Genomic DNA, 25,447 nt, shown 5'->3' with positions numbered 1-25,447 from the left:
CTCGCGCCCTCCTGACATGGCGGATGCCGTTGGCAATGGTTGGCAATAGACTGGCATCAACACTAATGGCGCGCCATGGACGAGGGCTTCGTCGGCCCCGGGCGCGGCGCGCGGGTCCGATGAGAGAAAAGAGCACAGCACGCCGTGAGCGCTTCCCGCTACCCCGATCTGGATCGCACCGCACTGGCCGCCGCCCTGGAGGATGCCCGCGCCGGGTACGCGGCTCTCGCCGAGAGCGGCCTCGCACTGGATCTGACCCGGGGCAAGCCCGCCCCCGCTCAGCTGGACCTCGCCGGGCCCCTGCTCACCGCCGTCACGGCGGACGACTACCGCAGCCCGGGTGGCGTCGACGTCCGTAACTACGGCGGCCTGGAGGGCCTGCCGGAACTGCGCGCCGTCTTCGGGGAACTGCTCGGGATCCCGGCGGAGCAGCTCCTGGCGCAGGGCAATTCCTCCCTCGTGCTCATGCACGCGGCGCTCGGGTTCTCCGTCCTGCACGGCACCGCCGATGACGGCAGCAGCGGATGGATCCGCCAGCCGCAGGCGCCGAAGATGCTCTGCCCCGTCCCCGGCTACGACCGGCACTACACGGTGGCGGAGTCCCTCGGCTTCGAGCTGATCCCGGTGCCCCTGACCGATGAGGGCCCGGATATGGCGGTGGTGCGCCAGCTGGTGGCCGCGGACTCCTCGATCAAGGCGATGTGGGCGGTCCCGATGTACTCCAACCCCACCGGCATCACCTACAGCGAGCCGGTGGTCCGCGAGCTGGTCTCCATGACCACGGCGGCCCCGGACTTCAAGATCCTGTGGGACAACGCCTATGCTCTCCACCACCTGGGCCCGGACGAGCCCGCGCCGCTGGATGTCCTCGGGCTGGCCGAGGCCAGCGGCAACCCGGACCGGGTGCACGTCTTCGCCTCCACCTCCAAGATCACCCATGCCGGTGCCGGAGTCGCCTTCTACGCCTCCAGCCCGGCCAACATCCGCTGGTACCTGCACCATGCCGGGCAGATGTCCATCGGCCCGGACAAGATCAACCAGTTGCGCCACCTGCGGTTCTTCCAGGACGCGGAGGGCGTGCGCGCGCATATGCGCAGGCACGCCGAGATCATCGCGCCGAAGTTCCAGGCGGTGCTGCGCACGCTCGACCAAGGCCTGGGCGGGCTGGGCATCGCGCGCTGGACGCGTCCCGCGGGCGGCTACTTCATCAGCCTGGACGTCCTGCCGGGCACCGCGGACCGGGTGATCAAGCTGGCCGCGGAGGCCGGCATCGCCCTGACTCCCGCCGGCGCGGCGTTCCCGCACGGACTCGATCCGCGGGACGAGAACATCCGCATCGCCCCGACGCTGCCGGAGCCGCAGGACGTGCAGAAGGCGGTGGACGGCCTGGTGGTGTGCGTGCGGCTGGCCGCGCTGGAGAAACTGCTGGCCGCCTGAGCGGGCGGCAGCGTCTCACACCGCGCTGGGACCGGTTAGAACCAGGCGGACTGCCGGACCTGGCGCAGCGCCGCCTTCCGGTGCTCGCGCTCCAGCCGGTCCAGGTAGACGTAGCCGTCCAGGTGGTCCGTCTCGTGCTGGAGCATCTGCGCCATCAGCCCTTCGCCCTCCAGGGTGACGGGCTCCCCGTCAGCGTCCACGCCGCGCACGACGGCGCGCTCGTACCGGGGCGTGGGGAACCACAGCTCGGGCACCGAGAGGCATCCCTCCCCGATCTCGCGTTTCTCGCCGGAGAGCTCGACGATCTCCGGGTTCACGACATATCCGGTCCGGCCCTCGATGTGATAGGCGAACACCCGTTGCGAGACGCCGATCTGCGGTGCCGCGACGCCCGCCCGGTTCGGCAGCGCGGTGGTGTCCAGCAGGTCCCGGACGAGGTCCTTCAGCGCATCATCGAAGACGGTGACCGTGGCTGCCGGGGTCTTGAGCACAGGGTCCCCGAACAGCCGGATCTCCCGTTCAGCCATCGATGACCGCCACCAGGTCCCCGCCTTCGAGCTGCTGGACCTGGCCGATCGCCACCCGGCTGATGGTGCCGTCCACGGCGGCGGTGATGGAGGCCTCCATCTTCATCGCCTCGATGGTGGCGACCGTGTCCCCGGCCTTGACCGCCTGGCCCGCCTCCACCTGCAGGGTGACCACGCCGGCGAACGGCGCGGCGACATGGCGCTTGTCGTCCGGATCCGCCTTCTCCGCGCGTTTGACGTCCACCTTCACGGAGCGATCGCGCACCGAGAGCGGGCGCAGATGCCCGTTGAGCGTGCACATGACCGTGCGCATGCCGCGCTCGTCGGGAGCGCCCACCGCCTGGACGCCGACCAGCAGCTCCTTGCCCTTGTCCAGCTCGATGGTGTGCTCCTCGCCCTCGAGCAGCCCGTAGAGGTAGTCGTGGGTGTCCAGCACCGAGACATCGCCGAACTCGGAGCGCATCCGCTCGAACTCCTTGGTCGGCTGCGGGAACAGCAGGCGGTTGAGCGCCTCCTGCCGGGTGCGGCCCGGCTCACGCAGCAGCGCCGCGTCCTCCTCGGGCACATCGGCCATCTGCGGCTTGACCGTGCGTCCTTCGAGCGCCTTGCTGCGGAACGGCTCGGGCCAGCCGCCGGGCGGATCGCCGAGCTCGCCGGAGAGGAACCCGATGACCGAGTCGGGAATGTCATAGGCCTGCGGGTTCTGCTCGAACTCAGCCGGATCCACGCCGGCGCCCACCAGGTGCAGGGCGAGGTCGCCGACCACCTTCGACGACGGCGTGACCTTGACGATGTTGCCGAGCATCCGGTTGGCGGCGGCGTAGGTCTCCTCGATCTGCTCGAACTTCTCCCCCAGTCCGAGCGCCTGAGCCTGCTGGCGCAGGTTCGAGAGCTGGCCGCCGGGGATCTCATGGTGGTAGACGCGCCCGGTCGGGCCGGGCAGGCCCGACTCGAAGGGACGGTAGACCTTGCGAACCGCCTCCCAGTACGGTTCCAGATCGCCGGCGGCGTCGAGCGAGACGCCCGAATCGTACTCGGTGTGCGAGAAGGCCGCCACGAGCGCCGAGAGCGAGGGCTGGCTGGTGGTCCCGGCCATGGAGGCCGAGGCGGCGTCGACCGCATCGGCGCCGGCGCGGGCGGCGGCCAGCAGGGTCGCAAGCTGCCCGCCGGCCGTGTCGTGCGTATGCACATGGACCGGCAGGTCGAAGTTCTCCCGCAGCGCGCTCACGAGGCGCTCGGCCGCGGCCGGCCGCAGCAGGCCGGCCATATCCTTGATCGCCAGGACGTGGGCGCCGGCCTCGACGATCCGCTCGGCCAGGCGCAGGTAGTAGTCCAGGGTGTAGAGCTTCTCGCCGGGATCGTTCAGATCCGAGGTGTAGCACAGCGCGACCTCCGCCACGGCCGTGCCGGTGCCGCGCACCGCCTCGATGGCCGGGCGCATCTGCTCCACGTCGTTGAGGGCGTCGAAGATCCGGAAGATGTCGATGCCGGTGGCCGTCGCCTCCTCCACGAAGGCGTCGGTCACGGCTGTGGGATAAGGCGTGTACCCGACGGTGTTGCGCCCGCGCAGCAGCATCTGCAGGGCGATATTGGGCATCTCCTCGCGGAGCTTGGCCAGCCGCTCCCAGGGGTCCTCTCCCAGGAAGCGCAGCGCCACGTCGTAGGTGGCCCCGCCCCAGCACTCCACGCTCAGCAGCTCCGGCGTGAGCCGGGCGACGTAGGGCGCGGCGGCCAGCAGGTCCCGGGTGCGCACCCGGGTGGCCAGCAGCGACTGGTGGGCGTCGCGGAAGGTGGTGTCGGTGATGCCCACGCCGCGCCGCTGGCGCAGATCCGCCGCGAAGCCCTCCGGGCCGAGCTGGAGCAGGCGCTGGCGCGAGCCCGCCGGCGGTTCCTGGGTGAGGTCGATCTGCGGCAGTTTCTCCTCCGGGCGCACCTGCAGGTCGGACTGGCCGTGCGGCCGGTTGACCGTGACATCGGCCAGGAAGCGCAGCAGCTTGGAACCGCGGTCCGCACTGGATTTCGCGTGCAGCAGCTCGGGCCGCTCGTCGATGAACAGCGTGCTCAGGTCCCCCGCGATGAAGGAGGCGTCCTCCAGCACCGCCTGCAGGAAGGTGATGTTCGAGGCCACGCCGCGGATGCGGAACTCCGCCAGCGCGCGGCGGGCCCGGTTGACCGCCTCGGGGAACGTCCGCCCGCGGCAGGTCAGCTTCACCAGCATCGAGTCGAAGTGGGCGCTGACCTCGGCACCGGCGTGCGCGGTCCCGCCGTCGAGGCGCACGCCCGCGCCGCCGGCGGAGCGATAGGCGGTGATGGTGCCGGTGTCGGGCCGGAAGGAGTTCGCCGGGTCCTCAGTGGTGATCCGGCACTGCAGCGCCGCGGCCTTCACCGCGATGCTGTCCTGCTGCAGGCCGAGGTCGGCCAGCCGTTCCCCCGCGGCGATCCGCATCTGGGACTGCACCAGGTCCACATCGGTGATCTCCTCGGTGACCGTGTGCTCCACCTGGATGCGCGGGTTCATCTCGATGAACACGTGCTTCCCGGCCCGTGGACCGGCGGTCTCCAGCAGGAACTCCACCGTGCCGGCGTTCTGGTAGCCCAGGGCGCGGGCGAAGGTCAGCGCATCGCGGTGCAGCGCCTGCCGGACCTCCTCGTCCAGATTCGGTGCCGGGGCGATCTCCACGACCTTCTGGTGCCGGCGCTGGACCGAGCAGTCGCGCTCGAACAGGTGGATGGCGTTGGCGTCGTTGTCGGCCAGGATCTGGACCTCGATGTGCCGGGGCCGTTGCACCGCCTGCTCGATGAACACGGTGGGATCGCCGAAGGCACCCTCGGCCTCGCGCATCGCCGCCCGTAGCGCCTCGGGAAGCTTCTGGGCCGAGTCGACCCGGCGCATGCCGCGGCCGCCACCGCCGGCGACGGCCTTCACGAACAGCGGGAACTCCAGGCCCTCGGCCTCCGCCAGGAGGCTGTCGAGGTCGGAGGACGGCCGGGTGGAGGCGAGTACCGGGATCCCGGCCTTGCGGGCGGTGTCCAGCGCCTGCACCTTGTTGCCGGCCAGCTCGAGCACATCGGCGCGGGGGCCGATGAAGGTGATGCCGGCCTCGGCGCAGGCACGGGCGAGGCCCGGGTTCTCGGACAGGAATCCGTAGCCGGGGTAGATCGCGTCGGCGCCGGACTCCTTGGCCACCCGCATGATCTCGTCCACATCGAGGTAGGCGCGCACCGGATGGCCGATCTCACCGATCTGGTAGGACTCGTCCGCCTTCAGCCGGTGCTCGGAGTTCCTGTCCTCATGCGGGAACACCGCCACCGTGCGGGCTCCGAGCTCGTAGGCGGCGCGGAACGCGCGGACTGCGATCTCACCTCGATTGGCAACCAGGATCTTCGAGAACATCTAGGGAACTCTTTCGTCCAGTGTCGTCGGCGACACACCGTGCAGGTCTGGACGCTAATGTACCGGAACCGTTGTCCGCCCCCTGACCTAGGCTGGGGCCATGCGCTTCATCCACACCTCCGACTGGCATCTGGGCCGCACCTTCCACGGCGCCGATATGCGCCGGTTCCAGCGGGATTTCCTGGAGTTCCTCGTGCGCGAGGCCGCCTCGCACCAGGTGGACGCGGTACTCGTGGCCGGCGATGTCTACGACCGCGCGCTGCCGGGCCCTGAGGTGATCGCGATGTTCGACGACGCCGTGGACGCGCTGCTGGAGACCGGCGCGCAGGTGGTGATCAGCTCCGGAAACCACGATTCCGGTCCCCGCCTGGGGTACGGCCGCCGTCGATTCGCCCGCGCCGGGCTGCACCTGCGCACCGTCCCGGCGGACATCGCTGATCCGGTCCGGCTGGAGGACGCCCACGGCCCGGTTGAGGTGTACGGCATCCCCTATCTGGAGCCCGGCCTCGTCTGGCGGGATCTCGGAGCGGCGCACCGGACGCATCAAGCGGTCCTGACGGCGGCGGTCGAGCGCATCCTCGCAGGCCGGGACACGCTGCCGCACCGGTCCGTGGTCCTCGCGCACGCCTTCATCACGGGAGCCACGCCGAGCGATTCGGAACGCGATGTCTCCGTCGGCGGCCTCGGCAATGCGGGCGCCTCGGTCTTCACCCCCTTCGACTACACCGCGCTGGGCCATGTGCACCGGCCGCAGGCGATCACCTCCGCGGTGCGGTACTCGGGGTCGCCCCTGCCCTACTCGTTCTCCGAGGCCGGCGTGCCCAAGACGGTCTCCCTCGTCGAGCTGGGCGAGGCCGGCGAGCTGGAGCTCGAGCAGATCCCGGTGCCGGCGGGCCGGCCGCTGGCAGTGCTGGAAGGATCGTTCGAGCAGCTGCGCACGGACCCCGCCTTCGCCTTCGCCGAGGGCGCTTTCGTCTCCGCCCGGCTCGACGACACCGCCCGGGTCCCCCACGCCATGGCGCGGTTGCGGGAGCGCTTCGCCCATCTGGTCCATCTGGAGTGGACCTCCCGGTTGCCGGCCGCCCCGGCCACCCGCCTCGGCGCCGGCTCCGGTCCCAGCGACGAAGAGATCTTCAGCGCCTACCTGCGGCACGTGACCGGCAACCCCGCCGGCACCGCGCAACGTCGGGCTTTCGCCGAGGCGATGCTGGAAGCACGCGCATGAGGTTCAGCCGCCTGGAGCTGAGCGCTTTCGGTCCCTTCGCCGGCCGGATCGCCCTGGACCTCGACCGGCTGGCCTCGCAGGGGCTGTTCCTCCTGCACGGTCCCACCGGGGCGGGGAAGACCACCCTCCTGGACGCGATCAGTTTCGCGCTCTACGGCCGCGTCCCCGGGGAACGGCAGGCCGCCGCTCAGCTGCGCAGCCATCTCGCTGCCCCGGAGGCACAGACCTACGTCGAGCTGGAGTTCGCCGCCGGGGAACGCAGCTTCATCGTGCGCCGGGGCCCGGCCTACGAACGGCCCAAGAAGTCCGGACGGGGCACCACGGTCAACCGTGCCTTCGTCCAGCTGAAGGAGACCACCCCGGGAATTCACGACGAGGGCACGCGCAATATGCAGGAGGCCGGCGAGATCATCGGCCAGGCCGCCGGCTTGAGCGCGGAGCAGTTCCAGCGGATCATCATGCTGCCCCAGGGGGATTTCGCCCGGTTCCTGCGCGCGCCTGCCCAGGACCGCGAACCGATCCTGCAGCGCCTCTTCGGCACCGAACGGTTCCAGCGGGCGCAGGAACTCCTGGCCGAACGGGGCAAGGAGGCCCGGCGGGAGACCGAGGCCCACCGGCAGGCCTGGAGCGATCTGCTCACCCGGGCGGCGGAACACGCCAGCACCGCCATCGACCTCCCGGCCGCGGCGCTGGAGCGCCTGGACCGGCAGGAGGTGCTCGCTCACCTGCATCTGCTGGAGCAGGACACCCGGGAGTTCGCCGTCACCGCCGGGCTCGCCGCGGAGGGCGCCGTGGCGCTCGAACGCGCGGCCGCCGGGTCCGTCCAGGAGCTCCAGGCCCGCATGGAAGCGCTGCACCGGCTGGCGGAGCTGCACGCCGAGGAGCAGGAACTCGCCGGGCTGGAATCCGGCGCCGCCGAGGCGGATGCGCTTCTGAAGGCGCATCACGAGGCACGGGGCGTGCTTCCACTGCTCCGGCATGCGGAGGAACTCGCCGCGGCCAGGGACCGGGCCGCACGGGAGTACCACGAAGCGCGGCAACGGGCCGGCCGGCTCGGTCTGGACGATGCCGTGTGCACGGACCCGCCGGCACGGGAGAAGGCGCTGACCGCCTGGCAGACGGTGACGGAGGCCAGCCGGGGCGTCGATGAGGCAGCGGCGCAGGCACGGGAACGGAACCGGGCGCTCGACGAGGCACGCGCCGAGCTCGAGGCCGCACGGCAGGCCGCCGCGGCGATCCGGGCGGATGACGCCGCCGCGCAGGAGCTCACGTGCGAATCTGCGGTCCGCGAGGCGCAGGAGCGACTCGCCGACGCGCAGGCCGCCGCCGGGCGCGCCGAGCGGCACGCTGAGCTGTCCGCCGCCGGTTCCCTCGCCGCGCAGCGGGCCCGTGCCGCCGAGGAGCAGTACGACCGGGCGGCGGATCTGGTCGCAGCGCTGCGCGGGCGCCGCATCGCCGGGATGGCCGCCGAACTCGCCCGCGACCTGGAACCGGGGTGCCCCTGTCCGGTCTGCGGCAGCTCTGCCCATCCCGCGCCCGCCGAGCCGGCCGAGGACGCCGTGGGCGCCACCGAGGAAGAGGAGGCCGCAGCGCTGGCGGCGCAGGCCGCAGCGCACCGGGATGAATGTCGCGCGCGCAGCCTTGAGCTCGCCGCGGAGCTCGCGGCCCTGGAACGCGAGGGCGAGGTCCGCTCCGCCGACGATGCCCTGGACGAACTCACCGCAGCACAGCAACGTGCCGAGACGGCCATGCAGGCGCTCGCCGACGCACAGGCCCGCAGCGAGGCGGCCGGGCGGGCCCAGGAGCGGGCCCGGACCGCCGAGATCGGCTACGCCGCCGCCGAGGCGCGGGCGGATCAGTGCCAGCAGGCGCTGCAGGCCAGGCACTCGGAGCTGCGCGCGGCCCTGGCCGCCGCCGGCCAGGCCACGGACCGCCCCGCGCCGGGCGAATCGTCCGGGACGCTGCAGGCGCAGGCAGCCGAGCACATCGCCGTGCTGAAGGAACTCGGGACGGCGCAGGTCCGCCTCGACGAAGCCGAACGGTCCGCGGCCGCCGCCGCCGAGGACGCTGCCGAGGCCCGGCGCGCGGCCGGCCTGGCCGACGACGACGCCGTCCGGGAGGCTGTCCTGGAGGCCGAGCACGTCACCACGCTGTCCGCGCAGCTGGCTCGCCGCGATGCGCTCCGCGAGTCGGTCGCCCGGCAGCGCGCCGCGGCCTGGGTCGAACCCGCCGAGGCGGAGCGCCACAGCATCCAGGAACTCGAGCATCTGCTTCAGGCCGCCCGCCAGGAGTTCGCCCGGGCCTCCGAGCACGCCGAACAGGCTCGCTTCGCCTTCCGCACCGCGCAGGCCCGCGTGGATCGCCTCGTGCGGGTGCGCGAGGGGTTCGGCGCCGGCGCCGCCGCCGAGGACGCCCGGCTGGCGGAGCTGGCCGGGCGGAGCGAGCTCGGGCAGATCGTCACCGGCACGGGCGCCAATGCCCGCCGGATGACCCTGACCTCCTTTGCGCTCCTGGCCCAGTTCGAACGGACCATTGCCGCCGCCAGCGAACGGCTGGCGGTCATGAGCCGCGGGCGGTACCGGCTGGCGCACGAGGAGGAGCGGGCCCGCGGGGACACCCGCTCCGGCCTGGGGCTGGCGGTGCTCGACGCATACTCGGGCACCCGAAGGGATCCGCGGACGCTGTCCGGCGGGGAGACGTTCCAGGCGTCCCTCGCCCTGGCTCTGGGCCTGGCCGACACGGTGACCGCCGAGCAGGGCGGCCGGCAGCTGGAGACGCTGTTCATCGACGAGGGCTTCGGCACGCTCGATCCGGAGGCCCTGGAGGAAGTGCTGCGGATCCTCGACGATCTGCGCGACGGCGGCCGCACCGTGGGAGTGATCTCGCACGTCCCCGAACTCCGGCAGGTCATCCCGGTGGCGCTGAGAGTCGTCCCGTCCCCGGCCGGCTCGCGGGTGGAGTTCACCGGCGCGGATCTCGGTGCGCCGGCTGGTACGGAGGGTGCGTCATGACGGCGGCCGGGGGCCTGGATCGTATACGGTTGGACTCGTGTTAGTCCTCAGTCTGAGCAGCCTCAAAGGCGGAGTCGGGAAGACCTCCATCACCCTCGGCCTGGCCTCCGCGGCGCACGCCAGGGGCGTGCCCACGCTGGTGATCGACATGGATCCCCAGGCGGATGTCTCAACCGGCCTGGACGTGCCGGTCAGCGCGGAGATGGACGTCGCCGACGTCCTGCTCTCGCCGCGGCCCCGGACCATCCAGCAGGCGATCACGCCCAGCGGCTGGTCCGAGGGCAAGCGGGGGCACCTGGACGTCATCCCCGGTTCCCCCCGTTCGGCCGAGTTCGACCGGCCCAGCCTCTCGGAGAAGTACCTGCGCCGGCTCAAGGAGGCTCTGGCGCGGACGGACCAGTCGTACCGGCTCGTCCTGATCGACTGCCCGCCGTCCCTGGGCGGCCTCACCCGCGCCGCCTGGGTGGCGAGCCACCGGGTGGCCGTGGTGACCGAACCGGGTCTGTTCTCCGTCGCCGCCGCCGACCGCGCCCTGCGCGCCGCCGACGAGGTCAAGCGCCGCCTGGCCCGGCAGCTCCAGCCGCTGGGCATCGTGGTCAACCGAGTGCGGACGAACTCGCTGGAGCACGAGTACCGGATCAACGAACTCAAGGAGATGTTCGGTCCGCTCGTGCTCTCCCCGTCCGTGCCGGAGCGCTCCGTGCTGCAGCAGGCCCAGGGCTCGGCCCGGCCGATCCACTCCTGGCCCGGCGAGACCTCCGCGCAGCTGGCCGCCGGATTCGACGAACTGCTGGAACGCGCCCTGCGCGCCGGTCAGATGCGCCGCCGGGACCGCGGCGCCTAAAAAGGGGCGGGCTGTAAGGCCCCTGGACGAGAGCGGGCAAGAGAAGAGCCACGTACCTCGCCGTTGAAGGCGAAGGAACGTGGCTCTCGGGCGTTCCCGCGACCCGCGCCGTGGGGTATCCGGGCCGCCCGTCGTGCGTACGGGGAGACTGCTCTCAGCCGGTCTTCTTCTTGGCCCGGCGCTGCGCCAGTTCATCGGCGACCGCAGGGACGTCGTCGCCCTCGGGGGTGCGCTCGCTGGGAAGGTCGGAGAGGCTGCCCTCCACCTCGCGCCAGACCCGGCCCACGGCGATACCGAAGACTCCCTGGCCACCCTGGAGCAGGTCGATGACGTCGTCGGCCGAGGTGCACTCGAAGACGCTGGCACCATCGGACATGAGGGTGATCTGTGCCAGTTCCTCCACCCCGCGGTCCCGCAGATGATTCACCGCGGTGCGGATCTGCTGGAGGGAGACGCCGGTGTCCAGGAGGCGCTTGATGACCTTGAGGACGAGGATGTCGCGGAAACTGTACAGCCGCTGGCTGCCGGATCCCGAGGCGTTCTTGATGCTGGGCGCCACCAGCCCGGTGCGCGCCCAGTAGTCGAGCTGGCGGTAGGTGATGCCGGCGGCGCGGCAGGCGGTGGGACCGCGGTAGCCCGCCTCGTCGTCGAGTTCGGGCAGATCGTCGTCGAAGAGCAGGCCCTGGGCGTTGCTGGGGACGCGTTTGGGACCGAGCGGTTCTTCACTAGAGCGGCTCACACCAGCTCCTCCTCACTCAAAACCTTCGGGGGAAGTCGACGACCATGCACGGCATGCGCGCATGCAACACGGGACTCATCTCCAGGGTACCCCAGCGGTGAGCGACCGGTAAGGCCGTCTTCAGGTTTGCTTATCGAGATCGAACCTATGGGTCCAGCGCCGGCGGATCAACGACCGGCGCGGTAACGATTCCGGCGTGTCGCCGTTATGGCCTGTTCCGAACACCGGCGTGATCAGCGGCGCTCGGGCGATTCGCCCGGCCCCTCATCGGTCTTGCGTTCGGGCTTCTTGCTGGTCAGCAGCTTGGTCTTGACGGAGGAGGCGTAGGCGTCGACGTACTCCTGGCCGGTCAGCCGCATGATCTCGTACATGATCTCGTCGGTGACCGAGCGCAGCACGAACCGGTCGCTTTCCATGCCGTGGAAACGCGAGAAGTCGAGCGGCTTGCCGAAGACGATCCCCACCCGCCGGATGCGCGGGATCATCCGGCCCTCCGGCTGCACCTTGTCGGTGCCGATGATCGCGACCGGGATGATGGGCGCCTGGCTGTCCAGTGCGAGCCTGGCCACACCGGTGCGTCCCCGGTACAGCCGGCCATCGGGACTCCGCGTGCCCTCCGGGTAGATACCCAGCAGGTCTCCCGCTTTGAGGACGGCCAGGCCGGATTTGAGCGAGGCCTCCGAGTTCGACCCGCCGGAGCGGTCCATCGGCAGCTGGTTGTTCAGTTTGAAGAACCAGCGCGTCGCCCGGCCACGCAGCCCAGGCCCCTCGAAGTAATCCTTCTTCGCCAGGTAGACGACGGGGCGCGGCGCGACGAGCGGCACGAAGATGGAGTCCATGAAGGACAGGTGATTGCCGGCGATGATCGCCCCGCCGGATTCGGGGATGTTCTCCAGGCCCCGCACCCATGGCCGGAACAGCAGCCGAAGCAGCGGTCCGAGCAGGACCCTCTTCAGCAGCCAGTAGAACACTCCAGGGCGCCTTTCGCTTTGCCAACGGATTGCGTCACGAGCAGCGCGAGCCGGTGCCGGTCGGAAACTGCCGCAAACCACTATAAGCCTTCCGGTCGGGTGCGCCATGAGCGAGCGCGAGGCAACCTGCATGAGGCCAGGTTCCCAGACAGCATGAGATGCTGATGGCATGACGCCAGACGGTCGGCACCGGGTCCCGCACGAGGTCCTGCACGCGGTGCGCCCGGACGCCGGAACGGCCGTGCTCGTGCTGCACGGATTCACCGGAGGCCCGGCCAGCGTGATGCCCCTGGCCCGGACCCTGAGCGCGCAGGGTCATTCGGTCGTGGTGCCGCTCCTTCCCGGTCACGGCACCCGCTGGCAGGACCTCAACCGGACCGCCTACTCGCAGTGGCTGGACGCCGCGATGGCCGCCTACGACGAACTTGCCGGCACGCACAGCCGGGTCTTCGTGGCGGGGCTCTCGGCCGGCGGCGCACTGGCTCTGGAGATCGCAGTGCGGCGCACCGGAGTGGCCGGCCTGGTACTGATCAACCCGGCCGTCGAGCTCTCCGCCAAGGGACTGCGCCTGCTGGGCGTACTCAAGCTCCTGCTGCCCTCGGTGCGCGCCATCGGCGACGACATCGCCCGCCCCGGAGTCTCGGAGCACGCCTATCCCCGCACTCCCCTGCGCGCTCTCCACTCTCTGGTGCGCGGCCTGGCACTGCTGCGGCAGCGGCTGTGGCGCGTCACCGTGCCGGTGCTCCTCTTCTCCTCCGCGACCGACCACGTCGTGCCCACGGCCTCCTCCGACCGGGTCTGGCGGGACATCCGCAGTGTCCATAAGGCGCGGGTGGTCTTGCGCCGCAGCCTGCATGTCGCCACGCTTGACTATGATGCGGATGAGATCCACCGCAGGACGATCAGCTTTGTGGAGAGCGGTAGGCCATGAACGAGCCGAAGGAACCCTGGGAGTCCAGCGGCGAGGAGCGCCCCGGCGACTCCGGCTCGGAAGACCGGCACGAACCGGACGAGCCCGGCCAGGACGCCGCGACCCCGGCCGCCGAGCGGCTGCGCTCGGAGGACCGCGTCCCCGACACGGTCTGGGACCAGATCGTCTCGGATTTCCGCGCCGACCGGGGCTTCGTGCCGGAGATGTCCCGCGATGAGATCACCGATGCGCTGGAGGAGTCGGAAGGGTACGTCCCGCCGGATCCCGGCCCGATCGGCGTCCACACCGCCCCGCCCATCCTCGTCCTGTGCTGGGTGCTGGCGATAGGCGGCGCCCTGGGACTGCTGACCATGGCGGTGTTCTTCCGGGGCGCGCCGGGCGGGATCGTGATGACCGCGGTCGCCGCCACCATCCTCGGTGTGCTGGGACTGTTCTGGCAGCTGCCGAAGGGTCGCGGCGATCTGGACGGCGACGGCTCCGCCGTCTGATGCCCCCGCGCAGCAGCCGGTGCACGGCAGTGTGTCCGTGCCCCATGCGAGCATGGGGGCCATGAAGGATCAGGAGCGCTTCCTGCGCACCCTCGTGCCCGGGCAGCCGGGCCCGGAGCAGCTGAGCTTCGCGGATCTGGGCCAGCCGCTCTCGGAGACCACGTTCATGGCCGTGGACCTGGAGACCACCGGCACCGGGGCCGGGGCGGAGATCACCGAGATCGGTGCGGTCAAGGTGCGCGGCGGGGAGGTGCTCGGCGAGTTCCAGTCCCTGGTCCGCCCCGCCGAGAGCGTCATCACGCCGTATGTCTCCGCGCTCACCGGCATCACCAACTCGATGGTGCTCAGCGCGCCGGAGCTGCCGGCGGTGCTGCCCTCGTTCCTCGAGTTCGCCGCCGGCACGGTCTGGGTGGCGCACAACGCCCCGTTCGACATCGGCTTCCTCAAACGCGCCTGCCAGGCGCACGACTACCGCTGGCCCCGGCCGGTGGTGCTCGACACCGTCAAGATCGCCCGCGCGACGCTCAGCCGCGAGGAGATCCGCAATCACAAGCTGGCCACCCTGGCCGCGTTCTTCCAGGTCGCAGCACCCCCGGACCACCGCGCCCTGACCGATGCCAGGGCCACCGTCGATGTGCTCCACGGACTGATCGCCCGGCTGGGCTCGCAGGGGGTGTTCAGCCTCGAGGAGCTGCGCGGCGTCGGCCGCTCGGTCAGCCCCCGCCAGCGCAGCCGCCACCATCTCGCCGCGGACCTGCCCAGCGGGCCGGGCGTCTATCTGTTCCTGGACGCGCAGCAGCGGCCGCTGTACATCGGCACCTCCGTCAACATCCGCTCCCGCGTCAAGCAGTACTTCACCGCGGCGGAGACCCGCTCCCGGATGGGAGAGATGGTGCAGATCGCCCAAGAGGTCCGCGCGGTGGAGTGCGCCAGCGCGCTGGAGGCGAACGTGCGCGAACTCCGGCTGATCGCCCAGCACAAACCGCCGTACAACCGTCGGTCCCGCACCCCGGAGCGGGCCGTATGGCTACGCCTGACGGATGAGGATTTCCCCCGCCTGTCGGTCACGGCTTCGGGCCCCTGCCCACCGGGTACCGCGATCGGGCCGTTCGGCTCCAGGCGCGGCGCGATGGAGGCCAAACGCGCGCTCGAGCAGCTCACTCCGGTGCGCAGCTGCACCCGGAGGCTGCGTGCCGGCACCGCCGCCGAGCCCTGCCCCGCGGGCCAGACCGGGCACTGCGGCGGGCCGTGCCAGGGAATCACGGACCCGCAGGCCTACGCCGCCACGCTGGACGCCCTGGAGGCCCTGCTGCACGGATCGAGCCGGCCGGTATGGGACCGTGCCACCGAGCGGATGGCCGCCCTGGCCGCGGCCGAGCGGTTCGAGGAAGCCGCGCGCCTGCGCGATGGCGCCCTGCGGGCGGCCGAGGCTGCCCGCAGGGCGGTCGAGCACGGCGGGCTGGAACGGATCGAGCTCGTCGCGGCCGCGCCCTCGGCGCAGGGTGGCGGGTGGGAGATCGCCGTGATCCGGCACGGCCGGCTGGCAGCGGCCGCGCGTGCGGCCACGCGCCGGGAGGTGCCCGCGGCGGCGGAGGCCGCGCTGCTCACCGCCGAGCACGTCGCGCCGCCGGAGCCGGGCCGGCCCGCGGCTCTTCCTGCGGAGACGGCACTGATCAGCCGGTGGCTGTCCGAATCAGGCGCCCGGTTGCTGCGGATCAGCGGAGAGTGGAGCCAGCCAGTGGCCTCCGCGCCGGCGGCGCGGCACACCCCGGCCGACGTAGGATTGGCGACATGATCACCGCCATCGTCCTGATCGACGCCGCTCCGGAGAGCATTCCCGAGACCGCCCAGAGCATCGCCGAGCTCCCTGGCATCAGCGAGGTGTACTCGGTGACCGGGGAGCACGATCTGATCGCGATCGTGCGGGTACGCCGCTACGAGGATTTCGCCGAGGTCATCTCAGGCCGCCTGAACAAGGTCCCCGGTGTGCTGGACACCACGACGCACCTGGCGTTCAAGACGTTCTCCCGCCACGACCTGGATGCCGCGTTCGATCTGGGCATCGAGTGACGGTTCAGCCCGCCTGGCCCAGCTCGGTACTGACCTGGGCCAGCGCGGCCAGTTTCCGGGCAGCCGCGCCGGAGTCGACCGCTTCCTCCGCAGCCCGCAGCGCGTCCTGAAGACGGGCCGCCAGGGGCGTGCCCGCCTCCGGGGCATACGCCACCAGGGCCGCTGCGGCGTTGAGCAGCACGATGTCCCGGACGGCCGACCGCTCCCCGGTGAGCACCCTTCTGGTGACCTCGGCGTTCTGGGCCGGATCACCGCCGCGCAGCGCGTCCTTGGTCACCCGCGCGAGGCCGAGGTCGCGCGCGTCGAGGCTGCTGTGCTGCACGGTGCCGTCGCGCACCTCCCAGACGTCGTTCGGCGCCGTGGTGCTCAGCTCGTCCAGACCGTCCCGCGAGTGGAACACCAGGGCACGGCGGCCCGACTCGGCCAGCACGCCGGCGATGAGCGGCCCGCGGGCGGCATCGGCCACGCCGATCGCACTGGCCGTCACGCGCGCGGGGTTGGTCAACGGCCCCAGCAGGTTGAACGCTGTCGGGATGGCCAGCTGCTTGCGCACCGGCCCGGCGAAGCGGAACGCCGGGTGGAAGGTGGTGGCGAAGAGGAAGGCGATGCCGGTGCGCTCGGCCAGCTCGCGGCTCTGCTCCGGTCTCAGGGACAGGTCCACGCCGAGGGCTTCCAGCACGTCAGCGGAACCCGAGGCCGAGGAGGCCGCCCGGTTGCCGTGCTTGACGACGCGGACCCCGGCCGCGGCGGCGATCAGAGCGGCGGTGGAGGAGATGTTCACGGTACGGGCCCCATCGCCGCCGGTGCCGACGATGTCCACGCTGTCCTCCAGGCCCGGCATCGGCACCGCATGATCGAGCATGGCGCTGACCAGGCCCGCGAGTTCCTGGACGGTCTCCCCCTTGGTGCGCAGCGCTGCGAGGAAGGCGGCGATGTGACTGTCCTCTGCGTCACCGGACATGATCTGATGCATCGCCCACGCGGTCGCCTCCGCGGGCAGATCCTGTCCGGAGGTCAGCCCGGTCAGGAGCGCCGGCCAGCTGAGGCCGGCATCGGCGGCGGAAGCGGATCCGGCGGGTGAGGGTTCGGCGGTCACGGCGGACGGCCCCTTTCGTACGGCTGGCGGCGTCTCGGCGCCGCCAGGTGGAGTGCAGCGGAGAGCGTGAGCTGCCGGCGGCGCCGCCTCCATGCTAAGGCTTCGAATTACGCATGAGGAACGTTGCGGAAGTGCTCCGGCGGGGCCCTCAGGCCCCGCCATGACACGCCGGGTGCGAATCTCCCGTCGATCCCGTTCCCCGGAATCTCGGGCCAATCGCTACAGCGTGTAGAAAAATCCTGCCCCGAGGCCCCTTCCGAAGATGAATTCGGCACCCTCCCAGGTAATAATGATCTTGTGTCAACAGCCACTGCCTCTTACTCCGCGCCCGCGCAGCCCTCCGTGAAGCGCCCGAACGCCACGGCCATCGGCTGCATCGTCTGGCTCGCCAGCGAACTGATGTTCTTCGCCGGCCTCTTCGCCATGTACTTCACGCTGCGCTCAGTCGCGCCGCAGCTGTGGGAAGAGGAATCGGCCAAGCTGGTCGTGCCGTTCGCGCTGACCATCACGATCATCCTGGTCCTCAGCTCGGTCACCTGCCAGTTCGGCGTCGCCGCGGCGGAGAACCACCGCCCGCGCCGGACCGGATCGATCTTCAACGTGGCCAAGTGGGGCATGGTCGAGTGGTTCATCGCCTCGTTCATCCTCGGCGCCGTCTTCATCGCCGGCCAGTCCTACGAGTACGCGAACCTCGTCATGGAAGGCGTCACCATCGCCTCCAGCTCGTACGGCTCCGCCTTCTACATCACCACCGGCTTCCACGGCCTGCACGTGGTCGGCGGCCTGATCGCGTTCCTCTTCGTGATCGGACGGGTGTACGCGGCGAAGAACTACGGGCCCAAGGAGGAGACCGCGGCGATCTGCGTGTCCTACTACTGGCACTTCGTCGATGTCGTCTGGATCGCACTGTTCTTCATCATCTACTGGCTGCAGTAAACGGCACCACAGACCGCTTCAGGCGCGTACGCCGCCCCTTACGTCCGGGAACCGGCACCGCGTGACGAGAACTCGATAAGCAAAGGACTTAAGAAGAGTGAAGGCACTTGCCGCCCGACGAAGGCACCCAATGGCACTCGCCGTGCTGCTCCTCCTGGGACTGCTGCTCACCGGCGGGGCGTACGCGATGTTCACCAACAGTGCCAGCGCCAATGCTCAGCAGGTCAGCGCCCAGGACATCGCCGAAGGCGAGAAGCTCTTCGTCGCCAACTGCGCGACATGCCACGGGATGAACGCCGAGGGCTCCGAGAACGGCCCGTCGCTGATCGGCGTCGGCGCCGCCGCGGTGGATTTCCAGGTGGGCACCGGCCGGATGCCGCTGCAGATGCACGGGCCGCAGGCTGCGCGTAAGGCGCCGCAGTTCAACGAGGAAGAGACCGCGCAGCTGGCCGCCTACGTCGCCTCCCTGGCCCCCGGCCCGGCGATCCCGGACGATGAGTACCTCGACCCTGCGCTGGGCGACCCGGCTGCCGGCGGCGGACTGTTCCGCACCAACTGCGCCATGTGCCACAACGTGGTCGGCTCCGGCGGCGCGCTGACCCGCGGCAAGTACGCGCCCAGCCTGAGCGGCGTCTCCGAGCGTCATATCTACGAGGCCATGCAGACCGGCCCGCAGAACATGCCCAAGTTCAACGACGCCAGCCTGACTCCCGAGGAGAAGCGGGACATCATCGCCTACCTCGACGAGATCAACACGATGACCGCCCCCGGCGGTTTCAAGCTCGGCTCGCTGGGCCCCGTCGCCGAAGGCCTGTTCATCTGGTTCTTCGGCCTCGGCGCGGTCATCGGTCTCACGGTCTGGCTCTCGGCCAGGGCGAAGTAGGCGCTCCATGACGACGGTGCAGTTTTCAGTGAAGTTTTCAGCGACGGTTTCGAAGAACGATCGAGGGAACGCATGAGCTCGAAGGAGCACACGGTCACATCGGACGAACTCGATGTCAACGGCCACACGAACCCGGGGCTGCCTGAGCACAAGCCCCGCCTGACCGATACCTACCCGGAGATCGAGCGCCGCTTCGAGCGCCAGGTGGCCGGCTGGTTCGTGCTGTCGATGCTCGGCACGGTCCTGTTCATCGTCTCGTTCATCGCCATTGAGCCGGGCGAGTCGTACGACCTGATGCGGCTGTCCAACACCCTGCTGGGCCTGGGCGCGACGCTGGCCCTGCTGGGCATCGGCGTCGGCGCCATCGTGTGGGCCAAGAACCTCATGAACGACCACGAGGTCACGGAGTCCCGCCACGACATCCACGGCAGTGAGGAAGACCGCGCCATCGCGGTCGAGATCATCAAGCAGGCCAAGGAGGAGTCGGGCATCGCCCGCCGTCCCCTGATCCGCAACACGCTCATCGCCGCCCTGGCGCTCGCGCCCCTGCCGGCCGTGATCGTGTTCCGCGAACTGGGTCCGCTTCCCGGTGACAAGCTGTTCAACACGCTGTGGGACCAGGGCGTCCGGCTGGCGATCGACACCGGCGGCATCCCGGAGAACCCCCGCCTGCTGCGCGCCGAGGACGTCACCATCGGCTCCGTCGTGCACGTCATCCCGGAGAACATCCACGACGGCGATCACGCGCTGGACGAGAAGGCCAAGGCTGCCGTCCTGCTGATGAAGATCGATCCCGACGAGCTCAACGAGGACCCCGAGCGCGCGGACTGGTCGTACGACGGCATCGTCGCCTACTCCAAGATCTGCACCCACGTCGGCTGCCCGGTGGCGCTGTACGAGCACCAGACCCACCACCTGCTGTGCCCGTGCCACCAGTCGACCTTCGATGTGACGGACCACTGCAAGGTGATCTTCGGACCGGCCAAGCGCCCGCTGCCCCAGCTGCCGATCACCGTCGACAGCGAGGGCTACCTCGTCGCGCAGTCGGACTTCCCCGACCCCGTCGGCCCGACCTTCTGGGAGATTAATACACGATGAGCACTACCACTCCTGAACCGACGACCGCCGTCGGCAAGGCCGCGGACTGGGCAGACACCCGGATGGGCGCCTCCAAGCTGGTGCGCGAGTTCGGTCGTAAGATCTTCCCCTCGCACTGGTCGTTCATGCTCGGCGAGGTGTCGCTGTACAGCTTCATCATCGTGGTGCTGACCGGCACCTACCTCACGTTCTTCTTCTACCCGGCGATGGGCGAGCTGCACTACGACGGGCCGTACGTCCCGCTGCAGGGCGTGGAGATGTCTCAGGCGTACCAGTCGACGCTCTACATCTCCTTCGAGCTGCGCGGCGGCTTGCTGATCCGGCAGATGCACCACTGGGGCGCCCTGCTGTTCGTGGCGGCGGTCTCGATCCACATGCTCCGGGTGTTCTTCACCGGCGCGTTCCGCCGGCCGCGCGAGCTCAACTGGCTCGTCGGCGTCGGTCTGCTGGCGCTGTCCTGGGCCGCCGGTTTCACCGGCTACTCGCTGCCGGACGACCTGCTCTCCGGCAACGGCCTGCGGATCATCGACGGCATCATCAAGGCGATCCCGCTGGTGGGCACATACATCTCGTTCTTCCTCTTCGGCGGCGAGTTCCCGGGCATCGACATCATCTCGCGGCTTTACACGCTGCACATCATGATCATCCCGGCGGCCATCATCGCGCTGATCGCCATCCACCTGATCTTCGTCGTGGTGCACAAGCACACCCAGTGGCCTCAGGCGGGCAACACCGAGCGCAATGTGGTGGGCGAGCCCGTGCTGCCGACGTTCGCGGCCAAGGGAGGCGGGTTCTTCTTCCTGGTCTTCGCCCTGATCGCCGGCCTGTCAGCGTTCTTCCAGATCAACCCGGTCTGGAACTACGGCCCGTACGACCCCTCACCGGTGTCCGCCGGTACTCAGCCGGACTGGTACATCGGCTGGGCGGACGGCATCCTGCGTATCGCGCCGGGCTGGATGGAGTTCTACATCTTCGGCTGGCCGATCAGCATGAACATCCTGGTCGCCGTGATCATCATGGTCGGCGTCCTGGTCGGCATGGCGGTGTGGCCGTTCTTCGAGGCCTGGGTGGCCAAGGACAACCGTGAGCACCACGTGCTCGACCGTCCGCGCAACGCCCCCACCAGGACCGCCGTCGGCGTGGCCTTCGTGGTCTGGTACCTGGTGATGTGGGCCGGCGCCTCCGGTGACCTCATCGCGGTGTTCTTCCACATGTCGCTGAACGACATGATCTACATCTTCCGGTTCCTGTTCTTCTTCGGCCCGATCATCGCGTACATCGTGACGAAGCGGATCTGCCTGGGCCTGCAGCGCAAGGACCGCGAGGTCGCCCTGCACGGCCGGGAGACCGGCCGGATCCTGCGCCTGCCGCACGGTGAGTTCATCGAGGTGCACGAACCGCTCGACCCGCACTCCGCGTGGAGGCTCGTGGCCTTCGACTCCCCGGAGTACGTGCCGGCGCAGGCCGATGAGAACGGCAAGATCTCCACGGCTGAGAAGTGGCGCGGACGGTTCTCCAAGTTCTTCTTCGAAGATCGCGTCGCTCCGCTGTCGAAGGCCGAGCTGGAGGCCGCTCACGCCCACAATGAGGGTCACGGCCACCACCTCGACTCCGAGGGCAACGATCAGGACGGGCAGGGACGGCCTCTCCCCCACTGACGTCCTGCATCGGACCCGATCCGCGCTGCACCGAAGGCCGGTCTCCCCGTTCGCGGGGGGCCGGCCTTCGTCGTGCATGCCGGCGATATTGCGTGCGCAGCCCGGACAAGTCCTCCGCGGTCCGCTTCATACGCGCTCGGCATGGGGCGCCGCAGAACGACCGGTTAGTGACAGAACCACACCGTCTACGGTGGTGTTTCGTCACTAGCCGGTCGTTTCATCGTGAAGAGGGTGCCTCACAGCGGCTGCGCGAGGCGGGGTGGCTAGGGTTGTGGGTCCGGCCGGTGAGCGCGGGCGCACTGCTCACGGGGCATCCCCTCGTACAGGGCGCGCGAGTAGACCGGTGGTCACGGCACGCGCTGCGTTCACGGCGTAGAGGCCTCGTATACATTCGCAGCTACGGCCTCTCCTGTACACCGTCTGCACCGCGGAACACCGGCTTCCAGCCGGAGCGACGAACCGTACAGGCGCACGAGCATGCCCCGCTCGGAGACATACGCCGACGGTCTCCCCGGACCGAGGCAGCCGCCTGAAGCGGAAAATCCGGCGCCCCAAGCTCACCCCAGCCGTCAGACGCTCTGTGAGGCTGCGCCCCGAGCCGGGGCGCGGGTCGCGTGGGGCGGCGTAGAACGACCGTCTGTTGACAGAACCACACCGTCTACGGTGGTGTTTCGTCACTAGCCGGTCGTTTCGTCGTGAAGAAGATGCCCAGCAGCAGCCCGTCGCGCTTTCATCAGCTCGGGGCGGTGCTCGCGGACGAACGTGAGCGCCTCCTCACTGACAGTGTCCTCGTGCTGTCGGTCACGCACGTTAGCGACGCCATTCATGAAGGCCGCGGCCGGAGCACAGCACAGAGCTCCGGGAGGACCGTCGTGAGGGTCCGGGAGCCGCGAACGGCGCTGCGCCGTAACCCGTGACCGGCCGGCAGCCTCAGCATCGGTCACTTTTCTAGGCGCCGCCATCACCTGAACCCCGGCAGGCACAGCAGGCACGGCAGGCGCAAGCAGGCACAGGGCGCGTGACAATACGACGACGGCCGACAGACCCTACAGGGAGGATCTGCCGGCCGTCGTGGCGCTCAGGCGCCGAAGGAGCGAGTGCCCTTAGTGGGCGTGCTGTCCCGAGGAGTACTCGTACACCCAGCCGAAGACGCCGATGAAGGCGATCACCGCGCCGAACGGGACGGACCACCAGCCGATGGCCACGCCGGCGAATGCCAGCGCCGCGCCGGCGCCGAGCACCAGCGGCCACCAGCTCCAGGGGCTGTAGAAGCCGTACTCGGCATCGGCATCCTCGATGTTAGCGGTTTCGAGGTCCTGCGACTGGACGCCGAAGTTCTTGTGCACCAGGAGCAGGTACACGCCGATCATGAGCGACATGCCGCCGGTCAGCAGCACCGCGGGCGCACCCACCAGCTCGTTCCAGTCGGTCAGGATGCCGTACACGAGTCCGGCCGGAATGAAGAAGAACGTTCCGGCGAAGAAGAGCCAGCCAGCGGTCTTCACTTGGTAACCCCCTGCTTCTCAAGGTGGTGGGCGGATGCCTCCAGCAGCTCCGGGTGGTTGGCGTCGAACGCCGGACGCTCGGAGCGGATCCGCGGCAGCGAGGTGAAGTTGTGCCGCGGGGGCGGGCAGGAGGTGGCCCATTCGAGCGAGTTGCCGTAACCCCACGGGTCGTTCACCGTGACCTTCGGCGCCTTGCGGGCGGTGACCCACACGTTCCACAGGAACGGGATGACCGAAAGTCCCAGGATCAGCGAGCCCACGGTCGAGAGCTGGTTCATCCAGGTCCAGCCGTCCTGCGGCAGGTAGTCCGCATAGCGACGGGGCATGCCGTTAGCGCCCAGCCAGTGCTGGATCAGGAAGGTCATGTGGAAGCCGACGAACAGCGTCCAGAAGTGGACCTTGCCGATCCGCTCGTCCAGCATGCGCCCGGTGAACTTGGGCCACCAGAAGTAGAAGCCGGCGAACATCGCGAACACCACGGTGCCGAACACCACATAGTGGAAGTGCGCCACCACGAAGTAGGAGTCGGACAGCGGCAGGTCCAGCACCGGGCTGGCCAGGATCACGCCGGTGATGCCGCCGAAGACGAAGGTCACCAGGAACCCGAGAGACCACAGCATCGGTGTCTCGAATGTCAGCGATCCTCGCCACATCGTGCCTATCCAGTTGTAGATCTTCACGCCCGTGGGCACGGCGATCAGCATGGTCATGAAGGCGAAGAACGGCAGCAGCACCTGACCGGTGACGTACATGTGGTGCGCCCACACCGTCACCGACAGCGCGGCGATCGCGATGGTGGCGTAGACCAGGCCGGTGTACCCGAAGATCGGCTTCCGGCTGAAGACCGGGAAGACCTCGGAGACGATGCCGAAGAACGGCAGCGCGATCACGTACACCTCAGGGTGGCCGAAGAACCAGAACAGGTGCTGCCACAGCAGCGCGCCGCCGTTCTCGGGGCTGAAGATGTGGCCGCCGGCGACACGGTCCATGGCCAGGCCGAACAGGGCGGCGGCCAGGGGCGGGAACGCCATGATGATGAGCACCGCGGTGATCAGGGTGTTCCAGGTGAAGATCGGCATCCGGAACATCGTCATGCCCGGAGCGCGCATGCAGATGATGGTGGTGATGAAGTTGACGCCACCGAGGATGGTGCCGAAGCCCTGCAGGGCCAGTCCCATCACCCACAGGTGCCCGCCAGCGCCCGGCGTGTAGGTCGTGTTCGACAGCGGCGCGTAGGCGGTCCAGCCGAAGGAGGCCGCGCCCTGCGGGGTGAGGAAGCCGCTCAGGGCGATCAGGCTACCGAAGAGGAACAGCCAGAACGCGAGGGCATTCAGCCGCGGGAAGGCCACATCGGGCGAGCCGATCTGCAACGGCATGAGCACGTTCGCGAAGCCCGCGAACAGCGGGGTGGCGAACATCAGCAGCATCACGGTGCCGTGCATCGTGAACAGCTGGTTGTACTGCTCCTTGGTCTCGATCAGCTGCATGCCCGGCTCGAACAGCTCGATCCGGATCAGCAGCGCCATCAGGCCGCCGAGCAGGAAGAACAGGAACGACGTGGCCAGGTACATGTAGCCGATCTTCTTGTGATCGGTCGTCGTCAGCCAGTCGACGATCGCCTTGCCCTTCGACCTGGGCACGGGCGGCGCAGCCAGCGGCTGCGGCGCATGCTCAGCTGTCGCGCTCATTCGTTCCCACCAATCTCTGCGTAAGGATCGCGATCGTACTCCGGCCCGAGGCGCCCGGTGTTGCCCTGCTCGCGGAGCGATTCGATGTACTCGTCGTACTCGGCCATGGAGACGACACGGACGTTGAAGAGCATCTCGGAGTGGAACTCACCGCACAGCTCGGCGCACTTGCCGAGGTACTCGCCCTCCTGCTGGGTGGTCAGGAAGATGCGGTTCTCCACGCCGGGGATCGTGTCGCGCTTCTGCAGGAACGCGGGCACCCAGAAGGAGTGGACCACGTCGCGGGAGCGCAGGACGATCTCGATCTCCGTGTCGACCGGCAGGTACAGCGTGGGAGCGTCGACGCCCGGCTGCTCGGTGCCGTCCAGGTTGGCCTGCACGCCTGCGTAGTAGACGTCGTCGCTGAGGTAGTTGAAGTCCCAGGACCACTGCTTACCGACGACCTCAATGACCTTCTCGGAGCTGTTCGGCTCGTCGACCTCGGCCTGGGCCTGCACGGTGTGGAAGAAGAAGGCCACCACCAGCAGCAGCGGCACTGCGGTGTAGAAGATCTCCACCGGCAGGTTGTACCGCAGCTGCACGGGCAGGCTGGTCTCACCCTTGCGGCGCCGGTAAGCGACGAGGCACCAGAGGATCAGCGACCACGTGATGAAACCCACGATCAGCGCGGCGATCCAGCTGCCGTTCCACAGCCCGATGATGACATCCGCGTTGTCGGTGACGCCCTTGGACTGGGGCGGGAGGAACCCGACCTCGATCTGCTCGCGTGTACAGCCCGCCAACAACAGGGCGGAGGCGGTCAGGCCCGCCAGGCCTGCCCCCCGCGTCCAGCGCCGGCGAACCCGGCTCGCTGGTTCATTCTGAGAGCGCACGTGCAGCCTTTCTCAGCTCGATCCCGTACCGCAGGTCCCGCGAGGAGAAAACGCGCGCGTGCCTGCGATGAAAT

Annotated in this window: 20 protein-coding genes; 12 read left to right on the top strand and 8 right to left on the bottom strand. The window is 69.5% G+C overall.

Translation table 11 applies throughout. From position 1 onward, the window contains the following. Nucleotides 1–144 precede the first annotated feature (144 nt). Entirely contained in the window at nucleotides 145–1,437 is a 1,293-nt protein-coding gene (locus tag IEW13_RS13585) for an aspartate aminotransferase type Ic (RefSeq protein WP_229745169.1), read from the top strand. Nucleotides 1,438–1,472: 35 nt separating this feature from the next. Here IEW13_RS13585 and def read toward each other — a convergent pair whose 3' ends face one another. Then, nucleotides 1,473–1,964 carry a peptide deformylase gene (gene def / locus IEW13_RS13580; RefSeq protein WP_188551469.1) on the bottom strand — a complete coding sequence of 164 codons (492 nt, stop codon included), beginning with the start codon at nucleotides 1,962–1,964 and terminating at the stop codon, nucleotides 1,473–1,475. Continuing rightward, nucleotides 1,957–5,358 carry a pyruvate carboxylase gene (locus IEW13_RS13575; RefSeq protein ID WP_188551468.1) on the bottom strand — a complete coding sequence of 1,134 codons (3,402 nt, stop codon included), beginning with the start codon at nucleotides 5,356–5,358 and terminating at the stop codon, nucleotides 1,957–1,959. The genes def and IEW13_RS13575 overlap by 8 nt, the downstream gene beginning before the upstream one ends. Before the next feature lie 100 nt (nucleotides 5,359–5,458). Here IEW13_RS13575 and IEW13_RS13570 point away from each other — a divergent pair, with 100 nt between their 5' ends. The 3 genes from IEW13_RS13570 to IEW13_RS13560 are packed head-to-tail and all read left to right on the top strand — an operon-like array spanning nucleotide 5,459 to nucleotide 10,438. Next, entirely contained in the window at nucleotides 5,459–6,583 is a 1,125-nt protein-coding gene (locus tag IEW13_RS13570) for an exonuclease SbcCD subunit D (protein WP_188551467.1), read from the top strand. Beyond that, entirely contained in the window at nucleotides 6,580–9,594 is a 3,015-nt protein-coding gene (locus IEW13_RS13565) for an AAA family ATPase (protein WP_188551466.1), read from the top strand. Before IEW13_RS13570 ends, IEW13_RS13565 begins: the two co-directional genes overlap by 4 nt. Nucleotides 9,595–9,631: 37 nt before the next feature. After that, the gene (locus IEW13_RS13560; RefSeq protein ID WP_188551465.1) at nucleotides 9,632–10,438 is read left to right on the top strand and encodes a ParA family protein; all 807 of its coding nucleotides are present in this window, start codon (nucleotides 9,632–9,634) and stop codon (nucleotides 10,436–10,438) included. Nucleotides 10,439–10,592: 154 nt separating this feature from the next. Here IEW13_RS13560 and IEW13_RS13555 read toward each other — a convergent pair whose 3' ends face one another. Both IEW13_RS13555 and IEW13_RS13550 read right to left on the bottom strand, forming a co-directional pair. Next, nucleotides 10,593–11,177 carry a MerR family transcriptional regulator gene (locus IEW13_RS13555; RefSeq protein WP_188551464.1) on the bottom strand — a complete coding sequence of 195 codons (585 nt, stop codon included), beginning with the start codon at nucleotides 11,175–11,177 and terminating at the stop codon, nucleotides 10,593–10,595. 233 nt (nucleotides 11,178–11,410) lie between these two features. Further along, the gene (locus IEW13_RS13550; protein WP_188551463.1) at nucleotides 11,411–12,148 is read right to left on the bottom strand and encodes a lysophospholipid acyltransferase family protein; all 738 of its coding nucleotides are present in this window, start codon (nucleotides 12,146–12,148) and stop codon (nucleotides 11,411–11,413) included. Nucleotides 12,149–12,317: 169 nt separating this feature from the next. On the opposite strand from IEW13_RS13550, the gene IEW13_RS13545 reads away from it, so the two are divergent. The 4 genes from IEW13_RS13545 (at nucleotide 12,318) to IEW13_RS13530 (ending at nucleotide 15,637) form a co-directional block, all read left to right on the top strand. Beyond that, nucleotides 12,318–13,079 (top strand): alpha/beta hydrolase, encoded by a 762-nt coding sequence (locus IEW13_RS13545; protein WP_188551462.1) that lies wholly within the window; start codon nucleotides 12,318–12,320, stop codon nucleotides 13,077–13,079. Further along, nucleotides 13,076–13,567: a hypothetical protein gene (locus tag IEW13_RS13540; protein ID WP_188551461.1), complete on the top strand. Its 492-nt coding sequence runs from the start codon at nucleotides 13,076–13,078 to the stop codon at nucleotides 13,565–13,567. The genes IEW13_RS13545 and IEW13_RS13540 overlap by 4 nt, the downstream gene beginning before the upstream one ends. 61 nt (nucleotides 13,568–13,628) lie before the next feature. Then, on the top strand, nucleotides 13,629–15,362 hold the full coding sequence (locus IEW13_RS13535; protein WP_188551460.1) for a DEDD exonuclease domain-containing protein: 1,734 nt from the start codon (nucleotides 13,629–13,631) through the stop codon (nucleotides 15,360–15,362). Continuing rightward, nucleotides 15,359–15,637, top strand: a complete 279-nt coding sequence (locus IEW13_RS13530) for an Lrp/AsnC ligand binding domain-containing protein (protein ID WP_188551459.1) — start codon at nucleotides 15,359–15,361, stop codon at nucleotides 15,635–15,637. Before IEW13_RS13535 ends, IEW13_RS13530 begins: the two co-directional genes overlap by 4 nt. Nucleotides 15,638–15,641: 4 nt before the next feature. Here IEW13_RS13530 and trpD read toward each other — a convergent pair whose 3' ends face one another. Continuing rightward, on the bottom strand, nucleotides 15,642–16,733 hold the full coding sequence (gene trpD, locus IEW13_RS13525) for an anthranilate phosphoribosyltransferase (RefSeq protein ID WP_229745168.1): 1,092 nt from the start codon (nucleotides 16,731–16,733) through the stop codon (nucleotides 15,642–15,644). A gap of 297 nt (nucleotides 16,734–17,030) precedes the next feature. Between trpD and ctaE the strand changes: the two genes are divergently transcribed. The 4 genes from ctaE (at nucleotide 17,031) to qcrB (ending at nucleotide 21,308) form a co-directional block, all read left to right on the top strand. After that, the gene (gene ctaE, locus IEW13_RS13520; RefSeq protein ID WP_188551457.1) at nucleotides 17,031–17,669 is read left to right on the top strand and encodes an aa3-type cytochrome oxidase subunit III; all 639 of its coding nucleotides are present in this window, start codon (nucleotides 17,031–17,033) and stop codon (nucleotides 17,667–17,669) included. A gap of 97 nt (nucleotides 17,670–17,766) precedes the next feature. Further along, nucleotides 17,767–18,552: a cytochrome bc1 complex diheme cytochrome c subunit gene (gene qcrC / locus IEW13_RS13515; protein ID WP_188551456.1), complete on the top strand. Its 786-nt coding sequence runs from the start codon at nucleotides 17,767–17,769 to the stop codon at nucleotides 18,550–18,552. 72 nt (nucleotides 18,553–18,624) lie between these two features. Beyond that, on the top strand, nucleotides 18,625–19,650 hold the full coding sequence (gene qcrA / locus IEW13_RS13510; protein WP_188551455.1) for a cytochrome bc1 complex Rieske iron-sulfur subunit: 1,026 nt from the start codon (nucleotides 18,625–18,627) through the stop codon (nucleotides 19,648–19,650). Further along, entirely contained in the window at nucleotides 19,647–21,308 is a 1,662-nt protein-coding gene (qcrB, locus tag IEW13_RS13505; protein WP_188551454.1) for a cytochrome bc1 complex cytochrome b subunit, read from the top strand. Before qcrA ends, qcrB begins: the two co-directional genes overlap by 4 nt. A 1,103-nt stretch (nucleotides 21,309–22,411) precedes the next feature. Here the strand turns inward: qcrB and IEW13_RS13500 are convergent. The 3 genes from IEW13_RS13500 to ctaC are packed head-to-tail and all read right to left on the bottom strand — an operon-like array spanning nucleotide 22,412 to nucleotide 25,373. Then, nucleotides 22,412–22,813 carry a cytochrome c oxidase subunit 4 gene (locus IEW13_RS13500; protein ID WP_188551453.1) on the bottom strand — a complete coding sequence of 134 codons (402 nt, stop codon included), beginning with the start codon at nucleotides 22,811–22,813 and terminating at the stop codon, nucleotides 22,412–22,414. Continuing rightward, nucleotides 22,810–24,501, bottom strand: coding sequence for an aa3-type cytochrome oxidase subunit I (ctaD, locus tag IEW13_RS13495; protein WP_188551452.1), 1,692 nt, complete (start codon nucleotides 24,499–24,501; stop codon nucleotides 22,810–22,812). The genes IEW13_RS13500 and ctaD overlap by 4 nt, the downstream gene beginning before the upstream one ends. After that, complete coding sequence (gene ctaC / locus IEW13_RS13490) at nucleotides 24,498–25,373, bottom strand: aa3-type cytochrome oxidase subunit II (RefSeq protein WP_188551451.1); 876 nt, start codon at nucleotides 25,371–25,373, stop codon at nucleotides 24,498–24,500. The genes ctaD and ctaC overlap by 4 nt, the downstream gene beginning before the upstream one ends. Nucleotides 25,374–25,447 lie beyond the last annotated feature (74 nt).

The sequence above is a fragment of the Sediminivirga luteola genome, assembly GCF_014639315.1.
GTDB classification, from domain to species: Bacteria; Actinomycetota; Actinomycetes; order Actinomycetales; family Brevibacteriaceae; genus Sediminivirga; species Sediminivirga luteola.
The sequence above is the reverse complement of the archived record's forward strand: the minus strand, read 5'-3'. Positions and strand labels throughout refer to the sequence as shown.

What these genes read in the sequence shown, in the direction of transcription:
- IEW13_RS13565 (WP_188551466.1), top strand. Translation starts at nt 6,580, where the DNA reads ATGAGGTTCAGCCGCCTGGAGCTGAGCGCTTTCGGTCCCTTCGCCGGC.
- ctaD (WP_188551452.1), bottom strand. Translation starts at nt 24,501, where the DNA reads ATGAGCGCGACAGCTGAGCATGCGCCGCAGCCGCTGGCTGCGCCGCCC.
- IEW13_RS13575 (WP_188551468.1), bottom strand. Translation starts at nt 5,358, where the DNA reads ATGTTCTCGAAGATCCTGGTTGCCAATCGAGGTGAGATCGCAGTCCGC.
- qcrB (WP_188551454.1), top strand. Translation starts at nt 19,647, where the DNA reads ATGAGCACTACCACTCCTGAACCGACGACCGCCGTCGGCAAGGCCGCG.
- IEW13_RS13535 (WP_188551460.1), top strand. Translation starts at nt 13,629, where the DNA reads ATGAAGGATCAGGAGCGCTTCCTGCGCACCCTCGTGCCCGGGCAGCCG.
- def (WP_188551469.1), bottom strand. Translation starts at nt 1,964, where the DNA reads ATGGCTGAACGGGAGATCCGGCTGTTCGGGGACCCTGTGCTCAAGACC.
- qcrA (WP_188551455.1), top strand. Translation starts at nt 18,625, where the DNA reads ATGAGCTCGAAGGAGCACACGGTCACATCGGACGAACTCGATGTCAAC.
- IEW13_RS13545 (WP_188551462.1), top strand. Translation starts at nt 12,318, where the DNA reads ATGACGCCAGACGGTCGGCACCGGGTCCCGCACGAGGTCCTGCACGCG.
- IEW13_RS13570 (WP_188551467.1), top strand. Translation starts at nt 5,459, where the DNA reads ATGCGCTTCATCCACACCTCCGACTGGCATCTGGGCCGCACCTTCCAC.
- IEW13_RS13540 (WP_188551461.1), top strand. Translation starts at nt 13,076, where the DNA reads ATGAACGAGCCGAAGGAACCCTGGGAGTCCAGCGGCGAGGAGCGCCCC.
- IEW13_RS13530 (WP_188551459.1), top strand. Translation starts at nt 15,359, where the DNA reads ATGATCACCGCCATCGTCCTGATCGACGCCGCTCCGGAGAGCATTCCC.